This is a genomic window from Streptomyces cyaneofuscatus, from assembly GCF_042718795.1.
Lineage (GTDB): Bacteria > Actinomycetota > Actinomycetes > Streptomycetales > Streptomycetaceae > Streptomyces > Streptomyces cyaneofuscatus_A.
This window is the reverse complement of sequence record NZ_JBHXOX010000024.1, coordinates 126,658-152,612: the sequence shown is the minus strand read 5'-3', so window position 1 is coordinate 152,612 and position 25,955 is coordinate 126,658. Positions and strand designations below refer to the sequence as shown.

The following is a 25,955-nucleotide window of genomic DNA, read 5'->3' as shown; positions in this document are numbered from 1 at the left end:
CCGAGTTGGCCGAGACATGTACCGGGACATGTATCAGCCAGTGATACGGGCGACCGGGCGTCCCGAGCGGTCTGCGAGAATTGCGGTGTGATCTCTCGAATCGATCTGCGCGCCGACACCCTCCCCGAGGGTGCCGCCCTGCGCGACCTGCTGCCCCGTGCCGAGTTCGACGTGGAAGCCGCCCTGGAGACGGTGCGGCCCATCTGCGAGGACGTACGCCATCGTGGCTCCGCGGCAGTGATCGAGTGGGGGGAGAAGCTCGACGGTGTCCGGATCTCGTCGGTCCGGGTGCCCGCCGAGGCGCTGAAGCAGGCGCTGGAGGAGCTGGACCCCGCCGTCCGCGCCGCGCTGGAGGAGTCGATCCGCCGCGCCCGCCTCGTCCACCGCGAGCAGCGCCGCACCACGCACACCACCCAGGTCGTCCCCGGCGGCACCGTCACCGAGAAGTGGGTCCCCGTCGAGCGCGTCGGGCTCTACGTCCCCGGCGGCCGCTCGGTCTACCCCTCCTCCGTCGTGATGAACGTCGTCCCGGCCCAGGAGGCGGGCGTCGAGGGCATCGCGGTGGCCTCCCCGCCCCAGAAAGGCTTCGGCGGCCTCCCGCACCCCACGATCCTCGCCGCCTGCGCCCTGCTCGGCGTCGACGAGGTGTACGCGGCGGGCGGCGCCCAGGCCGTCGCGATGTTCGCGTACGGCACCGAGGACTGCTCCCCGGTCAACCTGGTCACCGGCCCCGGCAACATCTACGTCGCCGCCGCCAAGCGCCTCCTCAAGGGCCGCATCGGCATCGACGCCGAGGCCGGGCCCACCGAGATCGCGATCCTCGCCGACGCCACCGCCGACCCGGTGCACGTGGCCGCCGACCTGATCAGCCAGGCCGAGCACGACCCGATGGCCGCCGCCGTCCTGGTCACCGACTCCGCGGTGCTGGCCGCCGCCACCGAGGCGGAGCTCGCCCCGCAGGTCGCCGCGACCAAGCACATCAAGGACCGCATCGAGCCCGCGCTGGCCGGCCGCCAGTCCGCGATCGTCCTGGTCTCCTCGATCGAGGACGGCCTCAAGGTCGTCGACGCGTACGGCGCCGAGCACCTGGAGATCCAGACCGCCGACGCCGCCGCCGTCGCCGACCGGGTCCGCAACGCCGGAGCGATCTTCGTCGGCCCCTGGGCCCCGGTCTCGCTCGGCGACTACTGCGCCGGCTCCAACCACGTCCTGCCCACCGGGGGCTGCGCCTGCCACTCCTCGGGCCTCTCCGTGCAGTCCTTCCTGCGCGGCATCCACATCGTCGACTACACCCGCGACGCGCTCGCCGAGGTCACCCACCACGTCGTGACCCTCGCCGAGGCGGAGGACCTCCCCGCCCACGGCGCAGCCCTCAAGGCACGGTTCGGATGGAAGGTCCCCCAGCAGTGACGAGCAGCCCCGCCCCCCGTGACGCCGAGGCCCGGAACACCCCTCTCAACCCCTGGGACGAGCTCCCCATCCGCGACGAGCTGCGCGGCCAGTCCCCGTACGGCGCGCCTCAGCTCGACGTCCCCGTACGCCTCAACACCAACGAGAACCCGTACCCGCTCCCCGAGGCCCTCGTCGAGCGCATCGCCGAGCGGGTCCGTGAGGCCGCCCGCGGCCTCAACCGCTACCCCGACCGGGACGCCGTCGAGCTCCGCACCGAGCTGGCCCGCTACCTCACGCGGACGGCAGACCACGAGGTGACAGCCGCCAACGTCTGGGCCGCCAACGGCTCCAACGAGGTCCTCCAGCAGCTCCTCCAGACCTTCGGCGGGCCCGGCCGCACCGCGATCGGCTTCGAACCCTCGTACTCGATGCACGCCCTGATCTCCCGGGGCACCGGCACCGGCTGGATCTCCGGGCCGCGCAACGACGACTTCACCATCGACGTGGACGCCGCCCGCGCCGCCATCGCCGAGCACCGCCCCGAGGTCGTCTTCATCACCTCGCCCAACAACCCCACCGGCACGGCGGTGAACGCCGACACCGTCCTCGCCCTGTACGACGCGGCCCAGGCCGCCGGTCCTTCGATCGTCGTCGTGGACGAGGCGTACGGCGAGTTCAGCCACCACCCCTCGCTGCTCCCGCTGATCGAGGGCCGCCGCCACCTGATCGTCTCGCGGACCATGTCCAAGGCGTTCGGCGCCGCCGGGCTGCGCCTCGGCTACCTCGCCGCCGACCCGGCCGTGGTCGACGCGGTCCAGTTGGTGCGGCTGCCGTACCACCTCTCCTCCGTCACCCAGGCCACCGCGCTCGCCGCCCTGGAGCACACCGATACGCTGCTCGGGTACGTCGCGCAGCTCAAGAGCGAGCGCGACCGGCTGGTGGCCGAGCTGCGCGCCACCGGCTACGAGGTCACCGACTCGGACGCCAACTTCGTCCAGTTCGGCCGCTTCGACGACAGCCACGCCGTCTGGCAGCAGATCCTCGACCGGGGCGTCCTGGTCCGGGACAACGGCGTACCGGGATGGCTGCGGGTCACCGCGGGAACCCCGGCAGAGAACGACGCGTTCCTCGATGCGGTACGCGAACTCAAGAAGGAGCACGACGCATGAGCCCCCGCGTAGGCCGCGTGGAACGCACCACGAAGGAAACGTCCGTGCTGGTCGAGATCAACCTCGACGGCACCGGAAAGGTCGATGTCGCCACCGGGGTCGGCTTCTACGACCACATGCTCGACCAGCTCGGCCGCCACGGCCTCTTCGACCTCACGGTCAAGACCGAGGGCGACCTGCACATCGACACCCACCACACCATCGAGGACACCGCCCTCGCGCTCGGCGCCGCCTTCAAGCAGGCCCTCGGCGACAAGGTCGGCATCTACCGCTTCGGCAACTGCACCGTCCCGCTGGACGAGTCGCTCGCCCAGGTCACCGTCGACCTCTCCGGCCGCCCCTACCTGGTGCACACCGAGCCGGAGACCATGGCCCCGATGATCGGGACCTACGACACGACGATGACCCGCCACATCTTCGAGTCCTTCGTCGCCCAGGCGCAGGTCGCGCTGCACATCCACGTCCCGTACGGGCGCAACGCCCACCACATCGTGGAGTGCCAGTTCAAGGCGCTCGCCCGCGCCCTGCGGTACGCCGCCGAGCACGACCCGCGCGCCGCCGGCATCCTGCCCTCCACGAAGGGCGCCTTGTGACCGGCCTCAACACCATCCTGATCGTCGTCGGCCTCTTCCTGGCCGGCGGCGTCTACTCCTTCGCCAAGCAGGGGATGCCGAAGGGCGTCATCGTGCTGCTGTCGATCGGCTCCGTGATGTGCCTGGTGGCGGGCATCCTGCGGATCCAGGGCCTGTGGGACTGAGGGGCGCATCATGACCGACACCAAGAAGGTCGTGGTCTTCGACTACGGCTTCGGCAACGTCCGCTCCGCCGAGCGCGCCCTCGCCCGCGTCGGCGCCGACGTCGAGATCACCCGCGACTACGACCGCGCGATGAACGCCGACGGGCTCCTCGTCCCCGGCGTCGGCGCGTTCTCCGCCTGCATGGACGGGCTGAAGCGGGCCCGCGGCGACTGGATCGTGGGCCGCCGGCTCTCCGGCGGCCGCCCCGTGATGGGCATCTGCGTCGGGATGCAGATCCTCTTCGAGCGCGGCATCGAGCACGGCGTGGAGACCGAGGGCCTGGACGAGTGGCCCGGTACGGTCGGGCCCCTGAAGGCCGACATCGTCCCGCACATGGGCTGGAACACCGTGGAGGCCCCCGAGGACTCCCGGCTCTTCGCCGGCCTGGACGCCGAGGCGCGGTACTACTTCGTGCACTCCTACGCGGCGCACGACTGGTCCCTCGAAGTCACCAACGCCAAGATCCGTGCCCCCAAGGTCACCTGGGCCACGCACGGCGAACGGTTCGTGGCCGCCGTGGAGAACGGCGCGCTGTGGGCCACCCAGTTCCACCCCGAGAAGTCCGGCGATGCCGGCGCCCAGCTGCTGACCAACTGGATCGAGACGCTGTAATGCCGAAGCTTGAACTGCTCCCCGCCGTCGACGTCCGCGACGGCCAGGCCGTCCGCCTCGTCCACGGCGAGTCCGGCTCCGAGACCTCCTACGGCTCCCCGCTGGAGGCCGCCCTCGCCTGGCAGTCCGCCGGGGCCGAGTGGCTGCACCTCGTCGACCTGGACGCCGCCTTCGGCACCGGCGACAACCGGGACCTGATCACCGAGGTCACCGGCGCCATGGACATCAAGGTCGAGCTCTCCGGCGGCATCCGCGACGACGCCTCGCTCGCCGCCGCCCTCGCCACCGGCTGCCGCCGCGTCAACCTCGGCACGGCCGCCCTGGAGAGCCCCGAGTGGGTCGCCAAGGTCATCGCCGAGCACGGCGACCAGATCGCCGTCGGCCTCGACGTCCGGGGCACCACCCTGCGCGGCCGCGGCTGGACCCGCGACGGCGGCGACCTCTACGAGACCCTCGCCCGCCTCGACGCCGAGGGCTGCGCGCGGTACGTCGTCACGGACATCGCCAAGGACGGCACCCTGGAAGGCCCCAACCTGGGCCTCCTGCGGGACGTCTGCGCCGTCACCGACCGCCCGGTCGTCGCCTCAGGCGGCGTCTCCTCCCTCGCCGACCTCCGCGCGATCTCCCTCCTCGTCCCCGAAGGCGTCGAGGGTGCGATCGTCGGCAAGGCGCTGTACGCGAAGGAGTTCACGCTGGAAGAGGCGCTGAAGGCGGTCGCCGCATGAGCGATGCCGCCACCTCCGTACGCCGGATCTCCACCGGCGCCCCCTGGGAGGAGAAGTTCGGCTACTCGCGCGCGGTCGAGCTCCCCAACGGCCTGGTCCTGGTGTCCGGCTGCACCTCCGTGATCAACGGCGAGATCGCCGCCGGCTCCCCGTACGAGCAGGCGATCACCGCCTTCGACGTCGCACTCGCGGCGCTGGAGCAGGTGGGCCTGGGACGCGAGGACGTCGTCCGCACCCGGATGTACCTCACGCACGCCCGGGACGTGGACGACATCGGTCGCGCCCACAAGGAGCTGTTCGACGCCGTACGCCCCGCCGCGTCCATGATCATCGTGTCCGGTTTCGTGGACCCGAGCCTGGTCGTCGAGGTCGAGGTAGAGGCCTACCGGGGAGGGGCGCGATGACTCTCGCCGTACGCGTCATCCCCTGCCTGGACGTCGACAACGGCCGGGTCGTCAAGGGCGTCAACTTCCAGAACCTGCGCGACGCGGGCGACCCCGTCGAGATGGCCAAGCTGTACGACGCCGAGGGCGCCGACGAGCTGACCTTCCTCGACATCACCGCCTCCAGCGGCGACCGCGAGACCACGTACGACGTGGTCCGCCGCACCGCCGAGCAGGTCTTCATCCCGCTCACCGTCGGCGGTGGCGTCCGCACCCCCGACGACGTGGACAAGCTGCTGCGCGCAGGGGCGGACAAGGTCGGCGTCAACACCGCCGCCATCGCCCGCCCCGACCTCATCCGCGAGATCGCCGAACGCTTCGGCCGCCAGGTCCTGGTGCTCTCCGTCGACGCCCGCCGCACCCCGGAGGGCACCTTCGAGGTCACCACCCACGGCGGCCGCAAGGGCACCGGCATCGACGCCGTCGAGTGGGCCCACCGGGCCGCCGTGCTGGGCGCGGGCGAGATCCTGCTCAACTCGATGGACGCGGACGGCACGAAGGACGGCTACGACACGGAGATGATCGAGGCGGTACGGAAGCACGTCACCGTCCCCGTCATCGCCTCCGGCGGCGCGGGCCGCCTCGCCGACTTCGCCCCGGCGATCGAGGCGGGCGCGGACGCGGTGCTCGCCGCGTCGGTCTTCCACTTCGGCGACCTGCGGATCTCCGAGGTGAAGGACGCGCTGAGGGCGGCGGGAAAGCCGGTCCGCTAGGGTCTTCGACCCCTTTCGGCGGTATCACCGGTCCGCGAAGACCGGTGATACCGCCGATGCGTGCGCACGGGACGCACCGTGAGAGTGGCGACCGCCGACGAACGACGACGGCAGCCACGCGGTGCACCCCGACAGCCCCCGGACGACGGGCTCGTGGGCCTTCGCGTGGTGTGGTTCCCCCCCCCCGCCATCACCGAGAGGATCCCCCGTGCAGCAGCACCTCCTCGCACGCCGACAGGCCCCACGCCCGAGCCGCTTCCACGCCTTCACCGGTTTCGTGACCGCCGCGGCCACCGCCGGCCTCCTGCTGACCGGCCTGGCACCCGGCGCGCAGGCCGTCGCCGCCAACCCCTACGAGCGCGGCCCGGCCCCCACCAACGCCTCCATCGAGGCGAGCCGCGGCTCGTACGCCACCTCCCAGACCTCCGTATCCTCGCTCGCCGTGAGCGGGTTCGGCGGCGGGACGGTCTACTACCCGACCTCCACCGCCGACGGCACGTTCGGCGCGGTCGTCATCTCGCCCGGCTTCACCGCCTACCAGTCCTCGATCGCCTGGCTCGGCCCGCGCCTGGCCTCGCAGGGCTTCGTGGTCTTCACCATCGACACCAACACCACCCTCGACCAGCCCGACAGCCGGGGCCGCCAGCTCCTGTCCGCGCTGGACTACCTGACCCAGCGCAGCCCGGTACGGACCCGGATCGACGCCTCGCGGCTCGGCGTGATGGGCCACTCGATGGGCGGCGGGGGCTCGCTGGAAGCCGCCAAGAGCCGTACGTCGTTGAAGGCGGCGATCCCGCTGACCGGATGGAACACCGACAAGACCTGGCCCGAACTGCGCACGCCCACGCTGGTGGTGGGGGCGGACGGCGACACGGTCGCGCCGGTCGGCACCCACTCCGAGCCGTTCTACGAGTCGCTGCCCGGGTCGCTGGACAAGGCCTACCTGGAGCTGCGGGGCGCCTCGCACTTCACGCCCAACTCGTCCGACACCACCATCGCCAAGTACAGCCTTTCGTGGCTGAAGCGCTTCATCGACAACGACACCCGCTACGAGCAGTTCCTCTGCCCGATCCCCCGGCCGAGCCTCACCATCGCGGAGTACCGGGGCACCTGCCCGCACACGTCGTAGACCCGCACACGTCCCGGACCCGCACACGTCCCGGACCCGCACACGTGCCGGACCGGTCCCTTCCGGCGGCCCCGGTGCTGTGCCCGCGCACAGCACCGGGGCCGTACGGCTGGGAGTCCGCACCGCTCCGGCGCGGTGACCGGACGCGCGCCTTCCTCGCTCCCGCGGGCGACCGTACCGTGCCGATGTGACCTCATCGACGACCGTGCACAGTCCGCTCCGGCTGTACGGCCGCAGCGGTGAACTCACCACCCTGGAAGGCCTGTTGGCCCGGCTGTGGCAAGGTGACGGCGGATCCCTGGTGCTGGCGGCCCCGCCCGGCCTCGGCCGCACCGCACTGCTCCACGAGGCGGCCGCCGCCCACCGGCCCCGGGGTCCGGTGCTGTACGCCACCTCCCCGGACGCGTGCGTCCCGCACACCCTGCCCGGCACCCCCGAGGCGCTGCTCGCCCGGCTACGCGAACGGGGCGCCGCCCGCCCGCTGCTGGTCTGCGCCGACGACGCCCACGCCTGGGACCCGGCCTCCCGCACCACCCTCGGCCTCGCGGCCCGCAGGCTGGGCGCGGGCAGCCGGGTCGCCGTCCTGATCGCGGCGGACGACGGCCCCGCCTTCGCGGGCCTGCCCGCACTGCGGCTCGGCCCGCTGGACGAGGACGCGGCAGCCGCGCTGCTGGACCGGCTCACCGGGGGCGGGGGAGGGGCGGGGAGTCATGGGCGACGCCTTCCCGGCGTTACGGGGGGACTCGACCCGGTCGTCCGCGCCGAGCTCCTCCGGGAGGCTGCGGGCAACCCGCGCCTCCTCACCGCACTCACCCGCCGCCTCACCCCGGACCAGCTCGCCGGGCGCACCCCGCTGCCCTGTCCGCTGCCCGGCGCCGAGGGCGTGCTGGCCGCGCACGCGGACCGGCTCGACGGGCTCCCGGCGCACACCCGGGCGCTGCTCCTGCTGGCCGCCGCCGCCCAGGAGCACGAGCCCGCCGGCGCCGGGGCGGACGCGTTGCTGCTGCTGCGCGCCGGCACCCGGACCGGGCTGCCCCGGGACTTCCTGGACGGCGTCCTGTTCGGCTCGGCCGCCACCGACGGGTTCCTCCAACGGGCGGGCAGCCGGGTCCACTTCAGCCACCCGCTGTTCGCCCGCGCGGTCCTGCACCACGCCCCGCCCGCCCGCCGCCGCGCCACTCATGAGCTGCTGGCCGCCCTGCTGGCGGAGACCGGTGAGCGGGCCGCCGCCTCGTCGGCAGGGCAGACCCACTCCAGCGACCGCCCCGCCCCGACGGCCGCTCCTGCGGAGCCTTCCGCCGGCCGCCCCGCCCTGCCGGGCACCCCGGCGGAGCCCCCCGCCGGCCGCCGCGCCCTCCCGCTAGCCGCCCTCGTTCAGCTCTCCTGCGCCGCCCCCGGCCCGGACGCCGTGCTCGCCGCCCGGCTGGAGGCGGCCGCGACCTCCCCGTACCCGCATGGTGAACGCTCCTCGGCCCTGAGCCGTGCCGCCGCGCTCACCACCGAACCGCCCCTGCGCTCGGCCCGGTTCGCGACGGCGGCCGAACAGGCGGCCCTCGCCGGAGACCCGGACCTCGCGCGCGCCCTCCTGGCGCGGACCGGTCCCCCAGCAGGGGAGCCCCGCCACGGCCTGGCCCCGTACGTCCACGGCCTGCTCGCCCTGCGCACCGGCCCCGCCGCCGACGCCCACGCGGCCCTCATCGCCGCGGCCGCCCTGCTCGGCCCGTACGACCCCCGGCGGGCCCTCGACGCCCTCCTCGGGGCGGCCGAGGCGGCCTGGGTGGCGGGGGACGCGCCCGGCTACCTGGAGGCCATGGACCGCATCGACCCCACCCCGTACGACCGTGCGTTCGCCTCCTACCGGGCCGGGATGTGCGCGGTGCTCGCCGGACGGACGGAGGCGGGCCACGCGCTGCTCCGCCACTGCCTGCGCCCGGCGGAGCGGACCGCCGAACCCGCCGCCCTCCTCCGCGCCGGGGTCGCCGCCCTCGTCCTCGGGGAGGTCGCCGCCGCCTGCCGGACCGGGGCCCGGGCGCTCGCCGCCGTACGGACGGCAGGGCCCGACGCCCTGCTGCCGCAGGCCCTGGAGCACCTGGCCTACGCGGAGCTGCGGGCCGGGCTGCACGCCGGGGCCCGCGCCCACGCGCTGGAGGGGCTGCACGCCGCACGCCGCACCGGGCAAGCCAACAGCTCCGTCCACCTCCACGCCGTCCTGGCCCTCGCGGCCTCCGTGGAGGGGCCCGCCGAGGCCTGCGCCGCCCACTGCGACGCAGCGCTCGCCGGGGCGGGGCCGCACGGGCTCGCCCAGCCCGCGACCCTCGCCACCTGGGCCCGGGCCCGGGCCGACCTGGCCGCCGGGCGCTCCGATGAGGCCGCCGCCCGGCTCGGCCCGCTGGTGCGCCCCGGGCCCCGGCAGGGCCACTTCGCCGCCCGGATGCTCGCCGTGCCCTGCTATGTCGAGGCGGCCGTCCTCGCGGGCCGAGGATCGGAGGAGTCCGGTGAACTCCACGCCGCCGTGGCCGAGTTCACCCGGTGGACCGCCCGGACCGCCGACCCCCAGGCCCCCGCCCAACTGGCCCGCTGCCAAGCCCTGCTGGCCACCACCGACGAGTCCACCGCCGACGAGGCCGACGCCCGGTACGCGGAGGCCCTGGCCCACCACGACCGGGCCGGCGGCGACTTCGAACGGGCCCGCACCCAGCTCCTGTACGGGCAGTGGCTGCGCCGCCGCCGGCGTACCCGCGAGGCCCGCACCCCGCTGCGCGACGCCCTGGTCGCCTTCCAGCGCTGCTCGGCCCGCGCCTGGGCGGAACGCGCGGCCGGCGAGTTACGGGCGGCGGGGGAGCAGGGCCCGTCGGTGCGGCCCGCGACGGACGGGGCGCTCTCCGCGCTCACCCCGCAGCAGCAGCGCATCGCCCGCTGCGTCGCCGAAGGGGCCACCAACCGCGAGGTCGCGCTCCGGCTCTCGCTCAGCCCGCGCACGGTCGACCACCACCTCCGCAATGTCTTCGCCGCCCTTTCCATCCGCTCCCGCACCGAACTGGCCCGGCTCCTGGGCCCCGAGGACCCGTGAAGGCCGGTGGTTGCGAGACCGTGATGACAAGTTCCGCGCAGACCCCTAGGTACCGACCGGGCGGTATGCCATTCTGCGGGCGTCAGGATCGCCCGGTCGATCTCCGGTGGAGGCCGCCATGCCACAGGTCGTACGTCCGCGGTTCGCTGTGCTGCACGGCACCCACCCCGCGGCGCCGTTGCCCCAGCGCTCCCGTTCCCTGGCCGACCGCGAAGCCGTCGAGGTGCTGCACCGGGCCGCCCGGGTCCTCGTCGCCTCGCTCCCGGTCCTCACCGACCGGCTGGTCGAGGCCCTGTACGAACAGGAGCCCGGCTACCGGGCGGCGATCGACTCCGACCGCGCCGAGGTCTGGCAGGAGGTCCACCACTCGCTGCGCCACAACGTCGGCTCGCTGCTCCAGCCCAAGGAGTTCCGCGACGCCGCCCACCGCACCTCCCGCTGGATCGGCGAGATCCGCGCCGGGCAGGGCGTACCGCTCGACGCCGTCCTGCACGCCTTCCGGATGGGCGGCGCGATGGTCTGGCAGGACCTGGTGGACGAGACGGCCCGCCGCGACCCCGACGACGTACGGCTGCTCGTCCATGTCGCCGCCGACGTGTGGAACTTCGTCGACGAGCACTGCGGGATCGTCGCGGACGCCTACCGGCAGGCCGAGCGCCGGCTCTCCTGGCGGCGCGAGAACCAACAGCGGCTGATGGTCGCGGCGCTGCTGGACGGGACCGCCCGGATCGCGGACCTGGCCGAGGCGGCGGCGATGCTGGACCTGCCGGAGCAGGGTCGGTACGCCGTCCTCGCGGTGGCCTCCGTACGGTCCGGCGGAACGCGGCAGCCGACGCCTGCCCGGCCACGGGTGACCCTGCCGGCCGTACTGTCACCGGAGGCGGCCCCGTACGGACAGGCAGGACGGACGGAGACGGCTCAGCGCCCGCACGCAGGACCGACCGCAGGACCGTACGCAGGACCGTACGCAGGACCGATCGCAGGACTGACCGCAGGGCCGATCCCGGGGCTGCTTCCAGCCCCGGCACCGGAAGCGGCCCCGCCGCCGGCCGCCACCCCCCTCTGGCACACCGGCCCCGACGCCGAGTTCGCCATCCTCCGGCTCACCGGCGGCCCCGGCGAACCGGGCGACCCCGGCGAGCTGCCCGCCATCGCCGACGCCCTGGACGCCCCCGCCGGAACCCGGGCCGGCATCGGCTCCGCCGTCGAGGGCCTGGCCGCCCTCGGGGACGCCCGGCGGCTGGCGGAGACCGCCCTGCGCGCCTGCCCGGCCTCCGGGGGCACGGTGCTGCTGGACGAGCACCTCCCGGACGCCCTCGTCGTCTCGTCCCCGGCCCTCGGCTCCGCCCTCGCCGACCGGGTGCTCGGCCCGCTGGACCGGCTGGACCCCTCGGACCGGGACGTCATCCTGGAGACCCTGACGGCCTGGCTGGACGCGGACGGCTCGGCGCAGCGGGCGGCCGCGCGGCTCTACTGCCACCGCAACACCGTCCTCAACCGGCTCCGCCGCTTCGAACAGCTCACCGGCCGCTGCCTCACCCGCCCCCGGGACGCCGTCGAGGTCTCCCTCGCCCTGGCGGCCCGACGGCTGCTGGGAACGTAGAAACCCCTACATCCCCAGCTCGGCCCGGTGCAGCCGGTCCACCGCTTCCTTCTCGCCCTCCACCTGCACGTCCGCCGCGTCCTGCCGGCCGAACGCGAACAGCAGCAGCTCCGAGGGCTCCCCGGTCACCGTCACCACCGGGGTGCCCTTGTGGGCCACCGCCGTGCGGCCGTCCGGGCGGCGCAGCACCAGCCCCACCGGGGACTTGCGCCCCAGCATCCGGGAGGTCTTCTCGACGTTGGACCAGAGCGCATCGGCGAAGACCGGGTCCAGCTCGCGCCGCGACCAGTCCGGCTGGGCCCGGCGTACGTCCTCCGCGTGGACGAAGAACTCCACCGTGTTCGCCGCCTCGTCGATCTGCTTGAGGGACATCGGCGAGAACCGGGGCGGGCCCGTCCGGATGAGCTGGATCAGCTCCTCGTACGGCTTCGCCGCGAACTCGGCCTGCACCCGCTCCAGACGGTTCTTCAGGGCGGAGATCACCAGCCCGCCCGCCGCGTCGGCGCGGCGCTCACGGACCACCACATGAGCGGCCAGATCACGGGTCTTCCAGCCCCCGCACAGGGTCAGGGCCTCGGGGCCGGCCGCTTCCAACAGATCGGCGAGCAGAAGACGTTCACGCTTCGCATGGGTCGACATGCCCGCCAGCGTACGACCGTCACCCGGGGTCCGCCCAGTGGACGTCCGCCCGGAAGGCCGCCGCCACCACGGCACAATGGGGCCATGACCAGCAGCACGCCCGGCCCCACGCCGCCCGCCAGCAGCCTCGACCCCGCCATCGCCGCCCGCCTCAAGCGCGGCGCCGACGGTCTGGTCCCGGCCATCGCCCAGCAGTACGACACCGGCGAGGTGCTGATGCTCGGCTGGATGGATGACGAGGCGCTGCACCGTACCCTCACCACGGGCCGGGCCACCTACTGGTCGCGCAGCCGCCAGGAGTACTGGGTCAAGGGCGACACCTCCGGCCACATCCAGCGGGTGACGTCCGTGGCGCTGGACTGCGACGCCGACACCGTGCTGGTCAAGGTCGACCAGACGGGCGCCGCCTGCCACACGGGCGACCGCACCTGCTTCGACGCCGACGTCCTCACCCTCCTCGACAGCTAAGGTCCGGCCATGGATCTCGACACCTTCCGCAAGCTGGCCGTCGACCGGCGCGTCGTCCCCGTCAGCCGCCGCCTCCTCGCGGACGGCGACACCCCGGTCGGCCTCTACCGCAAGCTCGCCGCCGAGCGCCCCGGCACCTTCCTGCTGGAGTCCGCGGAGAACGGCCGGACCTGGTCGCGCTACTCCTTCATCGGCGTACGCAGCGACGCCACCCTCACCGCCCGCGACGGCGCGGCCCACTGGCTCGGCACCCCGCCCGTCGGCGTCCCGGTCGACGGCGACCCGCTGGACGCCCTGCGCGCCACCGTCGAGACCCTGCACACCCCGCGCGACCTGGTGAGCGACGCGGGCCTGCCGCCGTTCACCGGCGGCATGGTCGGCTACCTCGGCTACGACGTCGTCCGCCGGCTGGAGAAGATCGGCGAGCACGGCGGTGACGACCTGAAGCTCCCCGAGCTGACCATGCTCCTCACCTCGGACCTCGCCGTCCTCGACCACCAGAACGGCACCGTCCTGCTGATCGCCAACGCGATCAACCACAACGACCTCTCCACCGGCGTCGACGAGGCCCACGCGGACGCCGTCGCCCGCCTGGACGCCATGGAGCAGGACCTGCGCCGCCCGGTCGAGAACGCCCCGGCCGTCCTGCCCCCCTCCGAGCTGCCCCCGTACACCGCGCTCTGGGGCGGCGAGGCCTACCAGGAGGCCGTGGAGGACATCAAGGAGCGCATCCGGGCGGGGGAGGCCTTCCAGGTCGTGCCCTCCCAGCGCTTCGAGACCCCGTGCACGGCGAGCGCGCTGGACGTCTACCGGGTGCTGCGGGCCACCAACCCGTCCCCGTACATGTACCTCTTCCGCTTCGACGGGTTCGACGTCGTCGGCTCCAGCCCCGAGGCCCTCGTCAAGGTCGAGGACGGGCGGGCGATGGTCCACCCGATCGCCGGGACCCGGCACCGCGGCGCCACCCCGCAGGAGGACCAGGCGCTCGCCGAGGAGCTGCTCGCCGACCCCAAGGAGCGCGCCGAGCACCTGATGCTCGTCGACCTCGGCCGCAACGACCTGGGCCGGGTCTGCGAACCGGGCAGCGTCGAGGTCGTCGACTTCATGTCGATCGAGCGGTACTCCCACGTGATGCACATCGTCTCCACCGTCACCGGCCGGGTCACCGAGGACCGCACCGCCTTCGACGTCCTCACCGCCTGCTTCCCCGCCGGCACCCTCTCCGGCGCCCCCAAGCCGCGCGCCATGCAGATCATCGAGGAGCTGGAGCCGAGCCGCCGGGGCCTGTACGGGGGCTGCGTCGGCTATCTCGACTTCGCCGGGGACTCCGACACCGCGATCGCCATCCGCACCGCGCTGCTGCGGGACGGAACGGCGTACGTGCAGGCGGGCGCCGGGGTCGTGGCGGACTCGGACCCGGTCGCGGAGGACACCGAGTGCCGCAACAAGGCGGCGGCGGTGCTGCGCGCCGTCCATACGGCCAACCGCCTCCACGACCGCTGAGGCGGTAGGGGATAGTGGAACGCGTGAGTGCTGTCCCCGTACCCCAGCCCCGTGCCGTCACCGCCGACCCCGCGCCCGACTCCTCGGACGGCCGAGGCGGCCGCCGGTCGCTCGCGGCCGCGCTGCTCCTGGGCGCGGCCGGTGCGACCGTCGTCCTGCTGGCCTCCGGCCAGGTCTGGGCCGAAGGCCGCGCGGCGACCGGCGGCGGCGCCCTGCCGCTGACCGCCGACGGCCGGGACGTCACCGGCGCCCCGGCCGCCCTGGCGATCGTCGGCCTGGCCGCCCTCGTCGCCGTCTTCGCGGTGCGCGGCGCGGGCCGCCGCCTCGTCGCCGCCCTGCTCGCCCTCAGCGGCCTGGGGGCCGCGCTCAGCGCCTGGGCGGGCGCGACCGACAGCACGGCCCTCGACGAGGAGGCCGCCCGCACCACCGGTGACGCGGCGGCCACCATCGACGCCCTCACCCACACCGCCTGGCCGTACGTCACCGCCGCCGGGGGCCTGCTGATCCTGGTCGCCGGGCTGCTCGCCCTGCGCTTCGGCGGCCGCTGGCCCACGATGTCGGGCCGGTACGAACGCGACGGCACCCCGCGCCCCCGCAAGGCGCCCCGCACCGCCCCGGACCCGGACCGGCCCGAGGAGCTGTGGAAGGCGCTGGACCGGGGCGAGGACCCGACGGGCTGAACGCCGGACGAGGGGTGGACCCCCGGCGTACCTCCGATGCTCCCGTACGGGACAATGGAGGCGAGCCGTCCCCCGAGCGACAGCTCCAGCGACACCTACGCGATACCCACCGCGCAACACCAACAAGGAGCAACTCATGGCGGGCACGAGCCACGGACACACCCCGGCCGCCTGGACCGGTGTCATCATCGCCTTCATCGGCTTCTGCGTCGCAGGCGTCTTCATGGTCGCGGCCAACCCGCTCGGCTTCTGGGCCGGTATCGTCGTCATCTTCGCCGGTGGCATCGTCGGTTACGCGATGAAGCTCGCGGGCTTCGGCATGCCGAAGGAGTCCTCCGAGCTGGTCGAGGCCCGGGCGCGCGCCGGCGAGGCGCAGGTCTCCCACTGACCCGCGCGTCCGACACGCAGCAAGGCGCAGCCCCGGGCGGGCTGCGCCTTTCCGTATGACCGGCGACAATCACCGGGTGGACGCCACCCCGAACCCGAACCCCGAGACCGACCCCCAGGGCGTCGGCCCCTGGAACATGCCGTTGACGGTCTGCCCGACCCCGGACATGGCCCGCCCCGAACCAGCCGGTCCGGCGCTTGAGGACGGAACCCGCGCCATTTCAGCCCGTCCGGCGTTTGAGGACGGAACCCTTCCCCGGGTCGGCCCGGAGCTCACAGGCCCCTCGGGCGAGGACGCCTCGCAGGTGCCCGGCCCCCAAGGCCACGGTTCCGTCCTCAAACGCCGGACGGGCTTGAGGCGGCTCGGTACCCCCCTAGGCATCCTCGCCACCGTCACCGCCGCCTTCGCCTATGTCGGCACCGTCGACCCCAACGAGCCCGGCCACTACCCCGTCTGCCCCCTGCTCAAGATCACCGGAGCCTTCTGCCCCGGCTGCGGCGGCCTCCGCAGTGCCCACGCCTTCATCCACGGCGACCTCGGCGCCGCCTTCTCCGCCAACGCCGTCGCCACCACCGGCTACTTCCTCTTCGCCGCCGTCTGGGTACTGTGGCTCGTCCGGGCCTGGCGCGGACAGCCGCTGCGGATCGCCCTCGCCCCCGCCTGGTGGTGGAGCGTCGGGGCGCTGCTCCTGGGCTTCACCGTCGTCCGGAATCTGCCGTTCGGCTCGGCACTGGCGCCCTGAATGCCCAGGTAGTGGGACGCGGCGTGGCCGGATGCGGGCCCGGAGGCCTCCTACGGATACCATCGGTGTGGCTGATCCTGTTCACCGTCAACCGTTCCGGAAGGGGGCCGCTCGCGTGAGTGTGCTCGACGAGATCATCGACGGCGTTCGCGCCGACCTCGCGGAGCGGCAGGCGCGCGTCAGCCTCGACGAGCTGAAGGAGCGCGCCGCCCGCGCTCCCCAGGCCAAGGACGGAGTCGCCGCCCTGCGCGGCGAGGGCGTCACCGTCATCTGCGAGGTCAAGCGCTCGTCCCCGTCCAAGGGGGCCCTGGCCGCCATCGCGGACCCCGCAGCCCTCGCCGCGGACTACGAGGCCGGTGGCGCCTCCGTCATCTCGGTCCTCACCGAGGAGCGCCGCTTCGGCGGCTCGCTCGCCGACCTGGAGGCCGTCCGCGCCAAGGTCGACACCCCGATCCTGCGCAAGGACTTCATCGTCACGTCGTACCAGCTGTGGGAGGCCCGGGCCTACGGCGCCGACCTCGCCCTGCTGATCGTCGCCGCCCTGGACCAGGAGGCCCTGGTCTCCCTGATCGAGCGCGCCGAGTCCATCGGGCTCACCCCGCTCGTCGAGGCGCACGACGAGGAGGAGGCGGAGCGCGCCGTGGACGCCGGAGCGAAGATCATCGGTGTCAACGCGCGCAACCTGAAGGACCTCAAGGTCGACCGCTCCACCTTCGAGCGCGTCGCCCCCGAGATCCCCGACCACATCGTCAAGGTCGCCGAGTCCGGGGTCCGCGGCCCGCACGACCTGATCGCGTACGCCAACGCCGGCGCCGACGCCGTCCTGGTCGGCGAGTCCCTGGTCACCGGCCGCGACCCCCGTGCCGCCGTCGCCGACCTCGTCGCCGCAGGCGCCCACCCGGCGCTCCGCCACGGCCGCGGCTGACCGGGAGACCGACGACCATGACCGACCGTCCCGCCGCCGCCCGCACCCGGCCGGGCCTGCGCCCCGCCGGGGCCCCGGCCCGGGACCCGCACGCCCCGCTGGCGCGCGGCTGCCGCCCCCGCGGCTGCCGCGCCCCCGCCCGGCGCGTGCACGGACGGCGGGTGCGGTACGTGATCGGTGACGAGCCCGGCCAGGTGAACGGGATGCGATGGCGCCCGGGGTCCGCGCTGTAGGCGAGCCCCGGCCGACGTACCGCAGTACCCCACATCTCCACCCGTACGTACGACCGCACCACCCCGACCGCACGCCGGTCCCGGTGGCGCTCGTTGCTCCGCGCATACGGTGAACCCACCCGTTGCCATGCACGCCAAGGAGTACGTCGCATGACGTCCGAGTTCTTCATTCCGGACCCCGAGGGTCTGACCCCCAGCGCCGAGGGCTACTTCGGTGCCTACGGCGGCAAGTTCATCCCGGAGGCGCTCGTCGCCGCCGTGGACGAGGTCGCCGTCGAGTACGACAAGGCCAAGTCCGACCCGGCCTTCGCCGCCGAGCTCAACGAGCTCATGGTCAACTACACCGGCCGCCCCAGCGCGCTGACCGAGGTCCCGCGCTTCGCCGAACACGCGGGCGGCGCCCGGGTCTTCCTCAAGCGCGAGGACCTGAACCACACCGGCTCACACAAGATCAACAACGTGCTCGGCCAGGCGCTGCTCACCAAGCGCATGGGCAAGACCCGGGTCATCGCCGAGACCGGAGCCGGTCAGCACGGGGTCGCCACCGCCACCGCCTGCGCGCTTTTCGGCCTCGACTGCACCATCTACATGGGCGAGATCGACACCGAGCGCCAGGCGCTGAACGTCGCCCGGATGCGGATGCTCGGCGCCGAGGTCGTCGCCGTGAAGTCCGGCAGCCGCACCCTGAAGGACGCCATCAACGAGGCGTTCCGTGACTGGGTCGCCAACGTGGACCGTACGCACTACCTCTTCGGTACGGTCGCGGGTCCGCACCCCTTCCCGGCGATGGTCCGCGACTTCCACCGCGTCATCGGCGTCGAGGCCCGCCGCCAGCTCCTGGAGCGCACCGGCCGCCTCCCCGACGCGGCGGTCGCCTGTGTCGGCGGCGGCTCCAACGCCATCGGCCTCTTCCACGCCTTCATCCCGGACGCCGGTGTCCGCCTGGTCGGCTGCGAGCCCGCCGGACACGGGGTGGAGACCGGCGAACACGCGGCGACCCTGACGGCGGGGGAGCCCGGCATCCTGCACGGGTCCCGTTCCTATGTCCTCCAGGACGACGAAGGCCAGATCACCGAGCCGTACTCCATCTCGGCCGGTCTGGACTACCCGGGCATCGGCCCGGAGCACTCCTACCTCAAGGACATCGGGCGCGGCGAGTACCGCGCGGTCACCGACGACGCCGCCATGCAGGCGCTGCGCCTGCTCTCCCGTACCGAGGGCATCATCCCGGCCATCGAGAGCGCCCACGCGCTCGCCGGTGCGCTGGACCTCGGCAAGGAGCTCGGCAAGGACGGGCTGATCCTCATCAACCTGTCCGGCCGCGGCGACAAGGACATGGACACCGCCGCCCGCTACTTCGGGCTGTACGACACCGACGCCGCCGTCGAGGCGGACGCCGACAGCGACCGCGCCGAGATCGAGGGGGACGCCAAGTGAGCGGCAACATCGAGCTGTTGAGTACCACCCTCGCGGCCGCCAAGGCGGAGGACCGGGCCGCGCTCATCGCCTACCTCCCGGCCGGCTTCCCGACCGTCGACGGCGGCATCGAGGCGGTCAAGGCCGTCATCGCGGGCGGCGCCGACGTCGTGGAGATCGGGCTCCCGCACAGCGACCCGGTCCTCGACGGGCCGGTCATCCAGACCGCCGACGACATCGCCCTGCGCGGCGGCGTCCGCATCGCCGACGTGATGCGTACGGTCCGCGAGGCGTACGAGGCCACCGGGGTCCCGATCCTGGTCATGACGTACTGGAACCCCATCGACCGCTACGGCGTCGAGCGCTTCACCGCCGAACTGGCCGAGGCGGGCGGCGCCGGGTGCATCCTGCCCGACCTGCCGGTCCAGGAGTCCGCGCTGTGGCGCGAGCACGCCGACAAGCACGGCCTCGCCACCGTCTTCGTCGTCGCCCCCAGCAGCCAGGACGCCCGCCTCGCCACCATCACGGCGGCGGGCAGCGGCTTCGTCTACGCCGCGTCCCTGATGGGCGTCACCGGCACCCGTGCCTCTGTCGGCGCCCAGGCCAAGGAACTGGTGGGGCGCACCCGCGCCACCACCGACCTGCCGGTCTGCGTCGGGCTCGGCGTCTCCAACGCCGCGCAGGCCGCCGAGGTCGCCGGATTCGCCGACGGCGTGATCGTCGGCTCGGCCTTCGTCAAGGCCATGCTGGACGCTCCCGACGAGGCCGCCGGTCGCGACGCCGTCCGGTCCCTGGCAGGCGAGCTGGCCCAGGGCGTCCGAAAGCGCTGACGGCTCAGGCCGTGAGCGCTGACGGCTCAGGGCGTTCGAAACAGGTGACCCTCGAAGTCACCTGAACGGGTGGAATATGGACCGGGGAGGCGCGTACGTGCCTCCCCGGTTCGTTGCTGCGGGTGTGAGCGACAAGAACCCTGAGGGAAACCGAAGTGCGCGTGAGCGCCTGGCCCAGCAGCGCGAGCAGGAAAAGGGCCGCGACAAGCGCCGCCGTACGCTGATCGTCTCCTCCGCCGTGGTCGGCGTCCTGGCGCTGGCCGCCGTGGTCGGCCTGATCGCGGCCAACGTGGGCAAGGACGGCGGCGGCGACAGTGCGTCCGGCCCCGCCATCACCCCGTCCGGAGCGACCGGCGAGGACTCCCTGACCCTCCCGGTCGGTGCCTCCGACGCCCCGTCCACGCTCACGATCTGGGAGGACTTCCGCTGCCCGGTCTGCGCCCAGTTCGAGAACGCCTTCCGCGACACCATCACGGAGCTGGTCGAGGCGGGCCGGCTCAAGGTGGAGTACCACCTGGCGACGATCATCGACGGCAACCTCGGCGGCAAGGGCTCGCTGCGCGCCGCCAATGCCGCCGCCTGCGCCCAGGACGTCGGCAAGTTCGCCCCGTACCACGACGTGCTCTTCCGCAACCAGCCCCCCGAGCCCGACGACGCCTTCGCCAAGAACAGCAGGCTGATCGAGCTGGCCGGGGAGGTCGAAGGGCTCGACACCCCCGGCTTCCGCACCTGTGTGGAGAGCGGTGAGCACGACAGCTGGGTCCAGAAGTCGGACACCGCGTTCCGCGAGGGCGGCTTCCAGGGCACCCCGACCGCCCTCCTCAACGGCGAGTCGATCTTCCCGAAGAAGGGGGACGAGCAGATCTCCGTGGAGAACCTGAAGAAGTGGGTCGCCGAGGCCAACAAGGGCAAGAAGCCCGGCACCGCCACCCCGTCCGCCCCCGCTTCCTGAGGGAGCGGGGGAGGCCTTCGAGGGGTGGGCGGTACGGGGCCGTGACAGGTCCCTCGTTATCCAGACGTTGCCGGGTGGCTTGCCGTACCCACCGCCCGGCAAGGTAGCGTCGACTCCGTCATGAACCTTGCCTCCATTCCCAGCCCGTCGACCGGCGTGATCGAGCTCGGCCCGATCCCGCTCCGCGGCTACGCGTTCTGCATCATCATCGGTGTCTTCGTCGCCGTCTGGATCGGCAACAAGCGCTGGGTCGCCCGGGGCGGCAAAGCCGGCACCGTGGCCGACATCGCCGTCTGGGCCGTGCCCTTCGGGCTCGTCGGCGGCCGGCTCTACCACGTGATCACCGACTACCAGCTCTACTTCAGCGACGGCCAGAACTGGGTCGACGCCTTCAAGATCTGGGAGGGCGGCCTCGGTATCTGGGGCGCGATCGCCTTCGGCGCGGTCGGCGCCTGGATCGGCTGCCGCCACCGGGGCATCCCGCTGCCCGCCTGGGCGGACGCGCTGGCCCCCGGTATCGCCATCGCCCAGGCCATCGGCCGCTGGGGCAACTGGTTCAACCAGGAGCTGTACGGCAAGCCGACCGACCTCCCCTGGGCCCTGGAGATCAGCGAGGGCCCGAACCGGGTCGCCGGGACGTACCACCCGACCTTCCTCTACGAGTCGCTGTGGTGCATCGGTGTCGCGCTGCTGGTCATCTGGGCCGACCGCCGCTTCCGGCTCGGCCACGGACGGGCGTTCGCGCTGTACGTCGCGGCCTACTGCGCCGGGCGCGGCTGGATCGAGTACATGCGGGTCGACGAGGCCCACCACATCCTGGGCCTGCGCCTGAACGTGTGGACCGCGATCATCGTCTTCGTCCTCGCCGTCGCCTACATCGTGATCTCCGCGAAGCTCCGCCCGGGCCGCGAGGAGATCGTGGAGCCGGACAAGGCCGCCGAGGCCGCCGAAGCCGTCGAGAAGAAGGACGACGCGGAGGCCGCCGACGAGGACGCCGACCCGCTGAAGAAGGACACGCCGGAGGCCGGCGCCGACGACAGCGACAGCGATCCGCTGAAGAAGAAGGACTCCGCCCCCGAGGCAGCCGACAAGAGCTGACCTCCCGCGCGCGCACCACCCCCGATCGCCGGGCGGACCTGGGAAGACCTCAGGACCGTCCGGCGATCGCCAGTGTGCGGCGCGCCGACGCCACCACCGCCGCGTCCACGAACCGCCCGTCCGGCAGCGCCAGCGCCCCCGCCTCCACCGCGGAGGCCGCGATGATCTCCTCCGCCGCCTCGATCTCCGCTGCCGTCGGCCGGAACGCCCGCTCGATCACCTCCAACTGACGCGGATGGATCGCCGCCCGCCCCAGCAGCCCGAGCCCCCGCCCCCGTACGCAGGAGGCCCACAGCCCGTCCAGGTCCCGGACGTCGGGGAAGACCGACTGCGCGGGCGGCGGCAGCGCGGCGGCCCGGGCCGCCACCACGAGCCGGCTGCGCGACCAGTCGAGCCCGCCGTCCTCCCGTACGCCCAGGTCGGCGCGGAGGTCCGCCTCGCCCAGCGCGATGCCCCGGACGGCGGGGTCGGCCGAGGCGATCGAGTACGCGTGCTCGACCCCGAGGGCCGACTCCAGCAGCGGATAGAGCGGTACGCCGGGGGCCACCGCCGCCACATGGTGCACCGAGACCGCGTGCGTGATCTTGGGCAGGCGGAAACCGGAGAGTCCGGGCAGCCCCGTCAGCGCCCGGATGTCGTCCTCGCCGTGCACCCGGACATGGACCGGTACGGCACCGGGGGCGGCGGCCTGCGGGTCGGCGAGGAGCTCGGCGGTGGCGGCGCGCGCGTACTCCTTGCGGTCGGGGGCGACCGCGTCCTCCAGGTCGACGATCACCACGTCCGCCCCGCAGCCGAGCGCCTTGGCCACCACCTCCGGCCGGTCCCCGGGCACGTACAGCCAGGTCAGCGGGGGTCGGCCGAGGGGCGGCGGCGGACCTTCCGGCAGCGGCGGGGCCGGGATCGGGCGGCCGGTCACAGCGCCCCCTGGTCGCGCAGCGCAGCGATGCGGGTCTCCGAGAGGCCGAGCCCGGCCAGGATCTCCTCGGTGTCCGCGCCGTGCGGGCGGCCCGCCCAGCGGATGGCGCCCGGGGTCTCGGAGAGCCGGAAGAGGACGTTCTGCATCCGCAGCGGCCCCAGCTCCGGGTCGTCGATCTCGGCGATCGTGCCCAGCGCCCGGTACTGCGGGTCCTCCATCACCTCCCGTACGTCATGGATCGGCGCCACGGCCGCCTCCGCCTTCTCGAAGCCGTTGAGGACCTCCTCGCGGCTGTGGCGGGAGATCCAGTGGCCGACCGCCCCGTCCAGCTCCTCGGTGTGCTCGGCCCGGGTGGTGCCCGACCCGAACCAGGGCTCCTCGATCAGCTCCGCGCGGCCCACCAGCCGCATCACCCGCTCGGCCACGGACTGCGCGGAGGTGGAGACCGCGACCCAGTGGCCGTCGGCGGTGCGGTAGGTGTTGCGCGGGGCGTTGTTGCGGGAACGGTTGCCGGTGCGCGGCTGGACGTAGCCGAGCTGGTCGTACCAGAGTGGCTGCGGGCCCAGCACGGTGAGGATCGGCTCGATGATCGCCAGGTCCACCACCTGCCCCTCGCCGGTCTTCTCCCGCCCGGCGAGCGCGGCCATCACCGCGTACGCCGTCGCCAGCGCCGCGATCGAGTCCGCAAGACCGAACGGCGGCAGCGTCGGCGGCCCGTCCGGCTCCCCGGTGATCGCCGCGAACCCGCTCATCGCCTCGGCCAGCGTGCCGAAGCCGGGCCGGTGCGCGTACGGCCCGAACTGGCCGAAGCCGGTGACCCGGGCCAGCACCAGGCGCGGGTTGACGGCGTGCAGCTCCTCGGGGCCCAGACCCCAGCGCTCCAGCGTCCCCGGCCGGAAGTTCTCGACGATGACGTCGGTCTCGGCGGCCAGTTGGAGGAGCACGTCCCGGCCGCCGGGGGCGGACAGATCCAGCGTCAGGGTGCGCTTGTTGCGGCCGAGCAGCTTCCACCAGAGGCCGACGCCGTCCTTGGCGGGCCCGTGCCCGCGCGAGGGGTCCGGCTTACGCGGGTGCTCGACCTTGATCACATCGGCGCCGAAGTCCCCGAGCATGGTGGCGGCGAGCGGCCCGGCGAAGAGGGTGGCGAGGTCGATGACCTTCAGCCCGGTCAGAGGGCCGGCCTGGGTGCCGGGTCCTGTTTCCGTCGTCCTCATACGGCATCGGCCTCGATCTCGCTGCGGTACGGCATGGACGTGGACGCGCCCGGCTTCTGGACGCAGAGCGCGGCGGCCGAGGAGGCGAACGCCAGCGCCTTCGCCACCGGCCGACCCTCCCCGAGCGCCACCGCCAGCGCCCCCACGAACGTGTCCCCGGCACCGGTCGTGTCGACGGCCTGCACCTCGGGCGCCGCGAACAGCACCGGTTCACCGCCCCGGGCCGCGTACAGGGCCCCCTTCGCACCGAGTGTGATGATCACTTCGGGCACCTGTCGTAGCAGGATCTGCGCCGCCGCATGCGGCTCGGCCTGACCGGAGAGCTCGGCGGCCTCGTGCTCGTTGGGGATCAACAGGTCGATGTGGTCCAGGAGTTCATCGGGCAGTGGCTGTACGGGGGAGGGGGTGAGGATGGTCCGAACCCCCTGGGATCTGGCCGCGCGGGCGCCCTCCACGACGGCGGAGAGCGGGAGTTCGAGCTGCATCAGCAGTAGTTCGGCGGCGGCGATCGCCGCGATCTCGCCGGGGCCGAGCGCGGTGACGACGCCGTTGGCGCCGGGCACCACCACGATCGCGTTGGCCCCGGTGTCGTCGACCACGATGTGCGCGGTTCCGCTGGGGCCCTCGGCGGTGTGGAGCAGGTCCGTGTCCACCCCGGCGTGTTCGAGGCCGTCGCGGAGCTGGACGCCGTACGCGTCGTCGCCGACCGCGCCGATCATCATCACCTCCCCGCCCGCGCGGGCGGCGGCGACGGCCTGGTTGGCGCCCTTGCCGCCGGGGATCGTCCGGAACTCCCGCCCGGTGACGGTCTCCCCGAGCCCCGGGGCGCGGGCGGTATAGGCGACGAGGTCCATGTTGGTGCTGCCGAGCACCGCGATACGGGTCATGGGCGCAGAGCCTCCTGGTGGGTCAGAGCGGCGAGGGTGTCGAAGCCGGTGCGGTCGTAGCCGGGTACGGAGGTGGCGAGGCGGTTCTTCAGCGGGGCCGTCCAGTGGTCGGGCAGAGCGGTCGGGGTGCCCGCGAGGAGGCCGGCGAGGGAGCCCGCGGTGGCCCCGTTGGAGTCGGTGTCCCAGCCGCCGGAGACCGCGTTCCCGATGGACCGGGTGAAGTCGCCGTCGGCGTGGGTGAGGGCGGCGGCGAGCAGCGCGGCGTTGGGCAGCACGTGTACCCAGTGGTGGGTGTCGGCATACGCGGCGTGCAGCCGGTCCACCACCAGGTCGAACTCCCCTTCCGTACGCGCTGTTTCGATGCCGAGCCGGACCGCTCCGGCGTACCGCGAGTACGGCGGCACCACCCGCAGCCCGGCGGCCAGGCAGCCGTGCACATCGCTCTCCCCGCCCGCCGCGACCGCGAGTGCCGCCGCTGTGAACATCGCGCCGTAGACCCCGTTGGCGGTGTGGGTCAGCACCGCGTCGCGGTGGGCCTGGGCGGCGGCTCCGGCCGGGTCGCCGGGGTGGGTCCAGCCGTGCACGTCGGCCCGGATCTGGGCGCCGATCCACTCACGGAACGGGTTGCGGAGGCGAGCCGTCTCCGGGGGTTCGACGCCTGCGAGGAGGTTGCCGTACGCGATGCGCTCGGCGGTGAAGGTGCGGCCGGCCGGGAGTTCGTCCAGCCAGAGGCGGGCCAGGTCGGCGGTGGTGAAGGTGCGGCCGTGGCGCTGGAGCAACAGCAGGGTGAGGAGCGGGTAGTTGAGGTCGTCGTCCTCGGGCATGCCGTCGATGTTCTCGGCGAGGGAGGTGGGGGTCGAGCGGCGGTTCCAGGGGTGGGCGGCGAGGAGTTCGGGTGGCACTCCGTGCGCGGTGAACCAGGTGGTCAGGGGCCAGTTGCCGGTGGCGCGGGCCAAGGCGCGGATGCCGTACAGCGGCAGCTTCTCGACCGGCTTGCCGAGCAGGCAGCCCGCCGCCCGGCCGAGCCAGGCCGCGTGCAGCCGGTCCTGGCCGACGGTGGCCGAGGCCTCGGGCGGGCCTGGCCAGTGCGGGCAGGCGGCGATGATCGCGTCCAGGTCGGTGGGCTCGTCGGCGGCCAACGGCGACTCCAGCAGGGCGAGTTCGTCGAGGAGCTGCCCGGCCAGTGCGCGCAGGCGCGGCGGCGCGGGCGGCTCGGAGGCGCCCGCGCGCTCCGGGGCGGGCGAGCCCCCGGCCGCGTACCACCGCTCCTCGATCTCCCGGGCGTCCCGGCCGTCCTGCGCGGCCTGCCGCAGCTCGTGCCCGACCAGGTCCTCGGGCTGCACCCAGGTGAGGCGGAGGTGCGGGTCCTGGGGCGGGTGGGCGTGCGGGTCCCGGGGCAGGCGGACGTGCG

General features: G+C 73.7%; 27 protein-coding genes. 22 read left to right on the top strand and 5 right to left on the bottom strand.

Features of this window, described 5'->3' with window-relative positions:
- The first annotated feature begins 87 nt into the window (after positions 1–87).
- From hisD to ACFWRT_RS26440, 11 genes are all read left to right on the top strand, one after another.
- A complete protein-coding gene (gene hisD / locus ACFWRT_RS26490; RefSeq protein ID WP_380954824.1) occupies positions 88–1,410 on the top strand; it encodes a histidinol dehydrogenase in 1,323 nt (440 codons plus the stop codon).
- Positions 1,407–2,561 carry a histidinol-phosphate transaminase gene (locus tag ACFWRT_RS26485; protein WP_381121359.1) on the top strand — a complete coding sequence of 385 codons (1,155 nt, stop codon included), beginning with the start codon at positions 1,407–1,409 and terminating at the stop codon, positions 2,559–2,561. Before hisD ends, ACFWRT_RS26485 begins: the two co-directional genes overlap by 4 nt.
- Positions 2,558–3,154, top strand: coding sequence for an imidazoleglycerol-phosphate dehydratase HisB (gene hisB / locus ACFWRT_RS26480; RefSeq protein ID WP_380954827.1), 597 nt, complete (start codon positions 2,558–2,560; stop codon positions 3,152–3,154). Before ACFWRT_RS26485 ends, hisB begins: the two co-directional genes overlap by 4 nt.
- Positions 3,151–3,318 carry a hypothetical protein gene (locus tag ACFWRT_RS26475; protein ID WP_003969742.1) on the top strand — a complete coding sequence of 56 codons (168 nt, stop codon included), beginning with the start codon at positions 3,151–3,153 and terminating at the stop codon, positions 3,316–3,318. The genes hisB and ACFWRT_RS26475 overlap by 4 nt, the downstream gene beginning before the upstream one ends.
- Before the next feature lie 10 nt (positions 3,319–3,328).
- Positions 3,329–3,970 (top strand): imidazole glycerol phosphate synthase subunit HisH, encoded by a 642-nt coding sequence (gene hisH, locus ACFWRT_RS26470; RefSeq protein ID WP_355867149.1) that lies wholly within the window; start codon positions 3,329–3,331, stop codon positions 3,968–3,970.
- A complete protein-coding gene (gene priA / locus ACFWRT_RS26465) occupies positions 3,970–4,695 on the top strand; it encodes a bifunctional 1-(5-phosphoribosyl)-5-((5-phosphoribosylamino)methylideneamino)imidazole-4-carboxamide isomerase/phosphoribosylanthranilate isomerase PriA (RefSeq protein WP_380954830.1) in 726 nt (241 codons plus the stop codon). Before hisH ends, priA begins: the two co-directional genes overlap by 1 nt.
- On the top strand, positions 4,692–5,099 hold the full coding sequence (locus ACFWRT_RS26460; RefSeq protein WP_380954832.1) for a RidA family protein: 408 nt from the start codon (positions 4,692–4,694) through the stop codon (positions 5,097–5,099). Before priA ends, ACFWRT_RS26460 begins: the two co-directional genes overlap by 4 nt.
- Positions 5,096–5,851: an imidazole glycerol phosphate synthase subunit HisF gene (gene hisF, locus ACFWRT_RS26455; RefSeq protein WP_380954834.1), complete on the top strand. Its 756-nt coding sequence runs from the start codon at positions 5,096–5,098 to the stop codon at positions 5,849–5,851. Before ACFWRT_RS26460 ends, hisF begins: the two co-directional genes overlap by 4 nt.
- A gap of 208 nt (positions 5,852–6,059) precedes the next feature.
- Positions 6,060–6,980 carry a bis(hydroxyethyl) terephthalate hydrolase gene (gene bdeA / locus ACFWRT_RS26450; RefSeq protein ID WP_380954836.1) on the top strand — a complete coding sequence of 307 codons (921 nt, stop codon included), beginning with the start codon at positions 6,060–6,062 and terminating at the stop codon, positions 6,978–6,980.
- Positions 6,981–7,167: 187 nt separating this feature from the next.
- Complete coding sequence (locus ACFWRT_RS26445) at positions 7,168–10,050, top strand: helix-turn-helix transcriptional regulator (protein ID WP_380954838.1); 2,883 nt, start codon at positions 7,168–7,170, stop codon at positions 10,048–10,050.
- A 118-nt stretch (positions 10,051–10,168) separates the two neighbouring features.
- A complete protein-coding gene (locus ACFWRT_RS26440) occupies positions 10,169–11,653 on the top strand; it encodes a PucR family transcriptional regulator (RefSeq protein WP_380954839.1) in 1,485 nt (494 codons plus the stop codon).
- Positions 11,654–11,659: 6 nt separating this feature from the next.
- Here ACFWRT_RS26440 and ACFWRT_RS26435 read toward each other — a convergent pair whose 3' ends face one another.
- Positions 11,660–12,292, bottom strand: a complete 633-nt coding sequence (locus ACFWRT_RS26435; protein ID WP_380954840.1) for a TIGR03085 family metal-binding protein — start codon at positions 12,290–12,292, stop codon at positions 11,660–11,662.
- A gap of 84 nt (positions 12,293–12,376) precedes the next feature.
- Between ACFWRT_RS26435 and hisI the strand changes: the two genes are divergently transcribed.
- The 11 genes from hisI (at position 12,377) to lgt (ending at position 21,527) form a co-directional block, all read left to right on the top strand.
- On the top strand, positions 12,377–12,760 hold the full coding sequence (hisI, locus tag ACFWRT_RS26430) for a phosphoribosyl-AMP cyclohydrolase (protein WP_380954842.1): 384 nt from the start codon (positions 12,377–12,379) through the stop codon (positions 12,758–12,760).
- A 9-nt stretch (positions 12,761–12,769) separates the two neighbouring features.
- Positions 12,770–14,263 carry an anthranilate synthase component I gene (locus tag ACFWRT_RS26425; RefSeq protein ID WP_380954844.1) on the top strand — a complete coding sequence of 498 codons (1,494 nt, stop codon included), beginning with the start codon at positions 12,770–12,772 and terminating at the stop codon, positions 14,261–14,263.
- 14 nt (positions 14,264–14,277) lie between these two features.
- Positions 14,278–14,943: a TIGR02234 family membrane protein gene (locus ACFWRT_RS26420; protein WP_380954845.1), complete on the top strand. Its 666-nt coding sequence runs from the start codon at positions 14,278–14,280 to the stop codon at positions 14,941–14,943.
- A 136-nt stretch (positions 14,944–15,079) separates the two neighbouring features.
- Complete coding sequence (locus tag ACFWRT_RS26415) at positions 15,080–15,331, top strand: HGxxPAAW family protein (protein WP_380954846.1); 252 nt, start codon at positions 15,080–15,082, stop codon at positions 15,329–15,331.
- Positions 15,332–15,635: 304 nt separating this feature from the next.
- Complete coding sequence (locus ACFWRT_RS26410) at positions 15,636–16,073, top strand: DUF2752 domain-containing protein (protein ID WP_380954875.1); 438 nt, start codon at positions 15,636–15,638, stop codon at positions 16,071–16,073.
- A gap of 115 nt (positions 16,074–16,188) precedes the next feature.
- The gene (trpC, locus tag ACFWRT_RS26405; protein WP_010064524.1) at positions 16,189–16,998 is read left to right on the top strand and encodes an indole-3-glycerol phosphate synthase TrpC; all 810 of its coding nucleotides are present in this window, start codon (positions 16,189–16,191) and stop codon (positions 16,996–16,998) included.
- A gap of 17 nt (positions 16,999–17,015) precedes the next feature.
- A complete protein-coding gene (trpM, locus tag ACFWRT_RS26400) occupies positions 17,016–17,231 on the top strand; it encodes a tryptophan biosynthesis modulator TrpM (RefSeq protein WP_327217726.1) in 216 nt (71 codons plus the stop codon).
- Positions 17,232–17,381: 150 nt separating this feature from the next.
- On the top strand, positions 17,382–18,668 hold the full coding sequence (trpB, locus tag ACFWRT_RS26395) for a tryptophan synthase subunit beta (RefSeq protein ID WP_359523876.1): 1,287 nt from the start codon (positions 17,382–17,384) through the stop codon (positions 18,666–18,668).
- A complete protein-coding gene (gene trpA, locus ACFWRT_RS26390) occupies positions 18,665–19,477 on the top strand; it encodes a tryptophan synthase subunit alpha (protein ID WP_380954847.1) in 813 nt (270 codons plus the stop codon). The genes trpB and trpA overlap by 4 nt, the downstream gene beginning before the upstream one ends.
- Positions 19,478–19,601: 124 nt before the next feature.
- Positions 19,602–20,429 (top strand): DsbA family protein, encoded by an 828-nt coding sequence (locus ACFWRT_RS26385; protein WP_380954848.1) that lies wholly within the window; start codon positions 19,602–19,604, stop codon positions 20,427–20,429.
- Positions 20,430–20,549: 120 nt separating this feature from the next.
- Entirely contained in the window at positions 20,550–21,527 is a 978-nt protein-coding gene (gene lgt / locus ACFWRT_RS26380) for a prolipoprotein diacylglyceryl transferase (protein WP_380954850.1), read from the top strand.
- 49 nt (positions 21,528–21,576) lie between these two features.
- On the opposite strand, the gene ACFWRT_RS26375 is transcribed toward lgt, so the two are convergent.
- Genes ACFWRT_RS26375 through ACFWRT_RS26360 form a run of 4 tightly spaced genes read right to left on the bottom strand, consistent with a single transcriptional unit; the run spans position 21,577 to position 25,944 of the window.
- Complete coding sequence (locus ACFWRT_RS26375; protein WP_380954851.1) at positions 21,577–22,443, bottom strand: HpcH/HpaI aldolase/citrate lyase family protein; 867 nt, start codon at positions 22,441–22,443, stop codon at positions 21,577–21,579.
- Positions 22,440–23,657, bottom strand: coding sequence for a CaiB/BaiF CoA transferase family protein (locus ACFWRT_RS26370; protein WP_380954852.1), 1,218 nt, complete (start codon positions 23,655–23,657; stop codon positions 22,440–22,442). The genes ACFWRT_RS26375 and ACFWRT_RS26370 overlap by 4 nt, the downstream gene beginning before the upstream one ends.
- Positions 23,654–24,544 carry a ribokinase gene (rbsK, locus tag ACFWRT_RS26365; RefSeq protein ID WP_380954853.1) on the bottom strand — a complete coding sequence of 297 codons (891 nt, stop codon included), beginning with the start codon at positions 24,542–24,544 and terminating at the stop codon, positions 23,654–23,656. The genes ACFWRT_RS26370 and rbsK overlap by 4 nt, the downstream gene beginning before the upstream one ends.
- Positions 24,541–25,944: an ADP-ribosylglycohydrolase family protein gene (locus tag ACFWRT_RS26360; RefSeq protein WP_380954877.1), complete on the bottom strand. Its 1,404-nt coding sequence runs from the start codon at positions 25,942–25,944 to the stop codon at positions 24,541–24,543. Before ACFWRT_RS26360 ends, rbsK begins: the two co-directional genes overlap by 4 nt.
- Positions 25,945–25,955: the final 11 nt, after the last annotated feature.

Coding starts and splice junctions, on each gene's coding strand:
- hisB (WP_380954827.1), top strand. CDS start 2,558: ATGAGCCCCCGCGTAGGCCGCGTGGAACGCACCACGAAGGAAACGTCC.
- hisH (WP_355867149.1), top strand. CDS start 3,329: ATGACCGACACCAAGAAGGTCGTGGTCTTCGACTACGGCTTCGGCAAC.
- priA (WP_380954830.1), top strand. CDS start 3,970: ATGCCGAAGCTTGAACTGCTCCCCGCCGTCGACGTCCGCGACGGCCAG.
- ACFWRT_RS26460 (WP_380954832.1), top strand. CDS start 4,692: ATGAGCGATGCCGCCACCTCCGTACGCCGGATCTCCACCGGCGCCCCC.
- hisF (WP_380954834.1), top strand. CDS start 5,096: ATGACTCTCGCCGTACGCGTCATCCCCTGCCTGGACGTCGACAACGGC.
- ACFWRT_RS26440 (WP_380954839.1), top strand. CDS start 10,169: ATGCCACAGGTCGTACGTCCGCGGTTCGCTGTGCTGCACGGCACCCAC.
- ACFWRT_RS26435 (WP_380954840.1), bottom strand. CDS start 12,292: ATGTCGACCCATGCGAAGCGTGAACGTCTTCTGCTCGCCGATCTGTTG.
- hisI (WP_380954842.1), top strand. CDS start 12,377: ATGACCAGCAGCACGCCCGGCCCCACGCCGCCCGCCAGCAGCCTCGAC.
- ACFWRT_RS26425 (WP_380954844.1), top strand. CDS start 12,770: ATGGATCTCGACACCTTCCGCAAGCTGGCCGTCGACCGGCGCGTCGTC.
- ACFWRT_RS26415 (WP_380954846.1), top strand. CDS start 15,080: ATGGCGGGCACGAGCCACGGACACACCCCGGCCGCCTGGACCGGTGTC.
- trpM (WP_327217726.1), top strand. CDS start 17,016: ATGACCGACCGTCCCGCCGCCGCCCGCACCCGGCCGGGCCTGCGCCCC.
- trpB (WP_359523876.1), top strand. CDS start 17,382: ATGACGTCCGAGTTCTTCATTCCGGACCCCGAGGGTCTGACCCCCAGC.
- lgt (WP_380954850.1), top strand. CDS start 20,550: ATGAACCTTGCCTCCATTCCCAGCCCGTCGACCGGCGTGATCGAGCTC.
- ACFWRT_RS26370 (WP_380954852.1), bottom strand. CDS start 23,657: ATGAGGACGACGGAAACAGGACCCGGCACCCAGGCCGGCCCTCTGACC.
- rbsK (WP_380954853.1), bottom strand. CDS start 24,544: ATGACCCGTATCGCGGTGCTCGGCAGCACCAACATGGACCTCGTCGCC.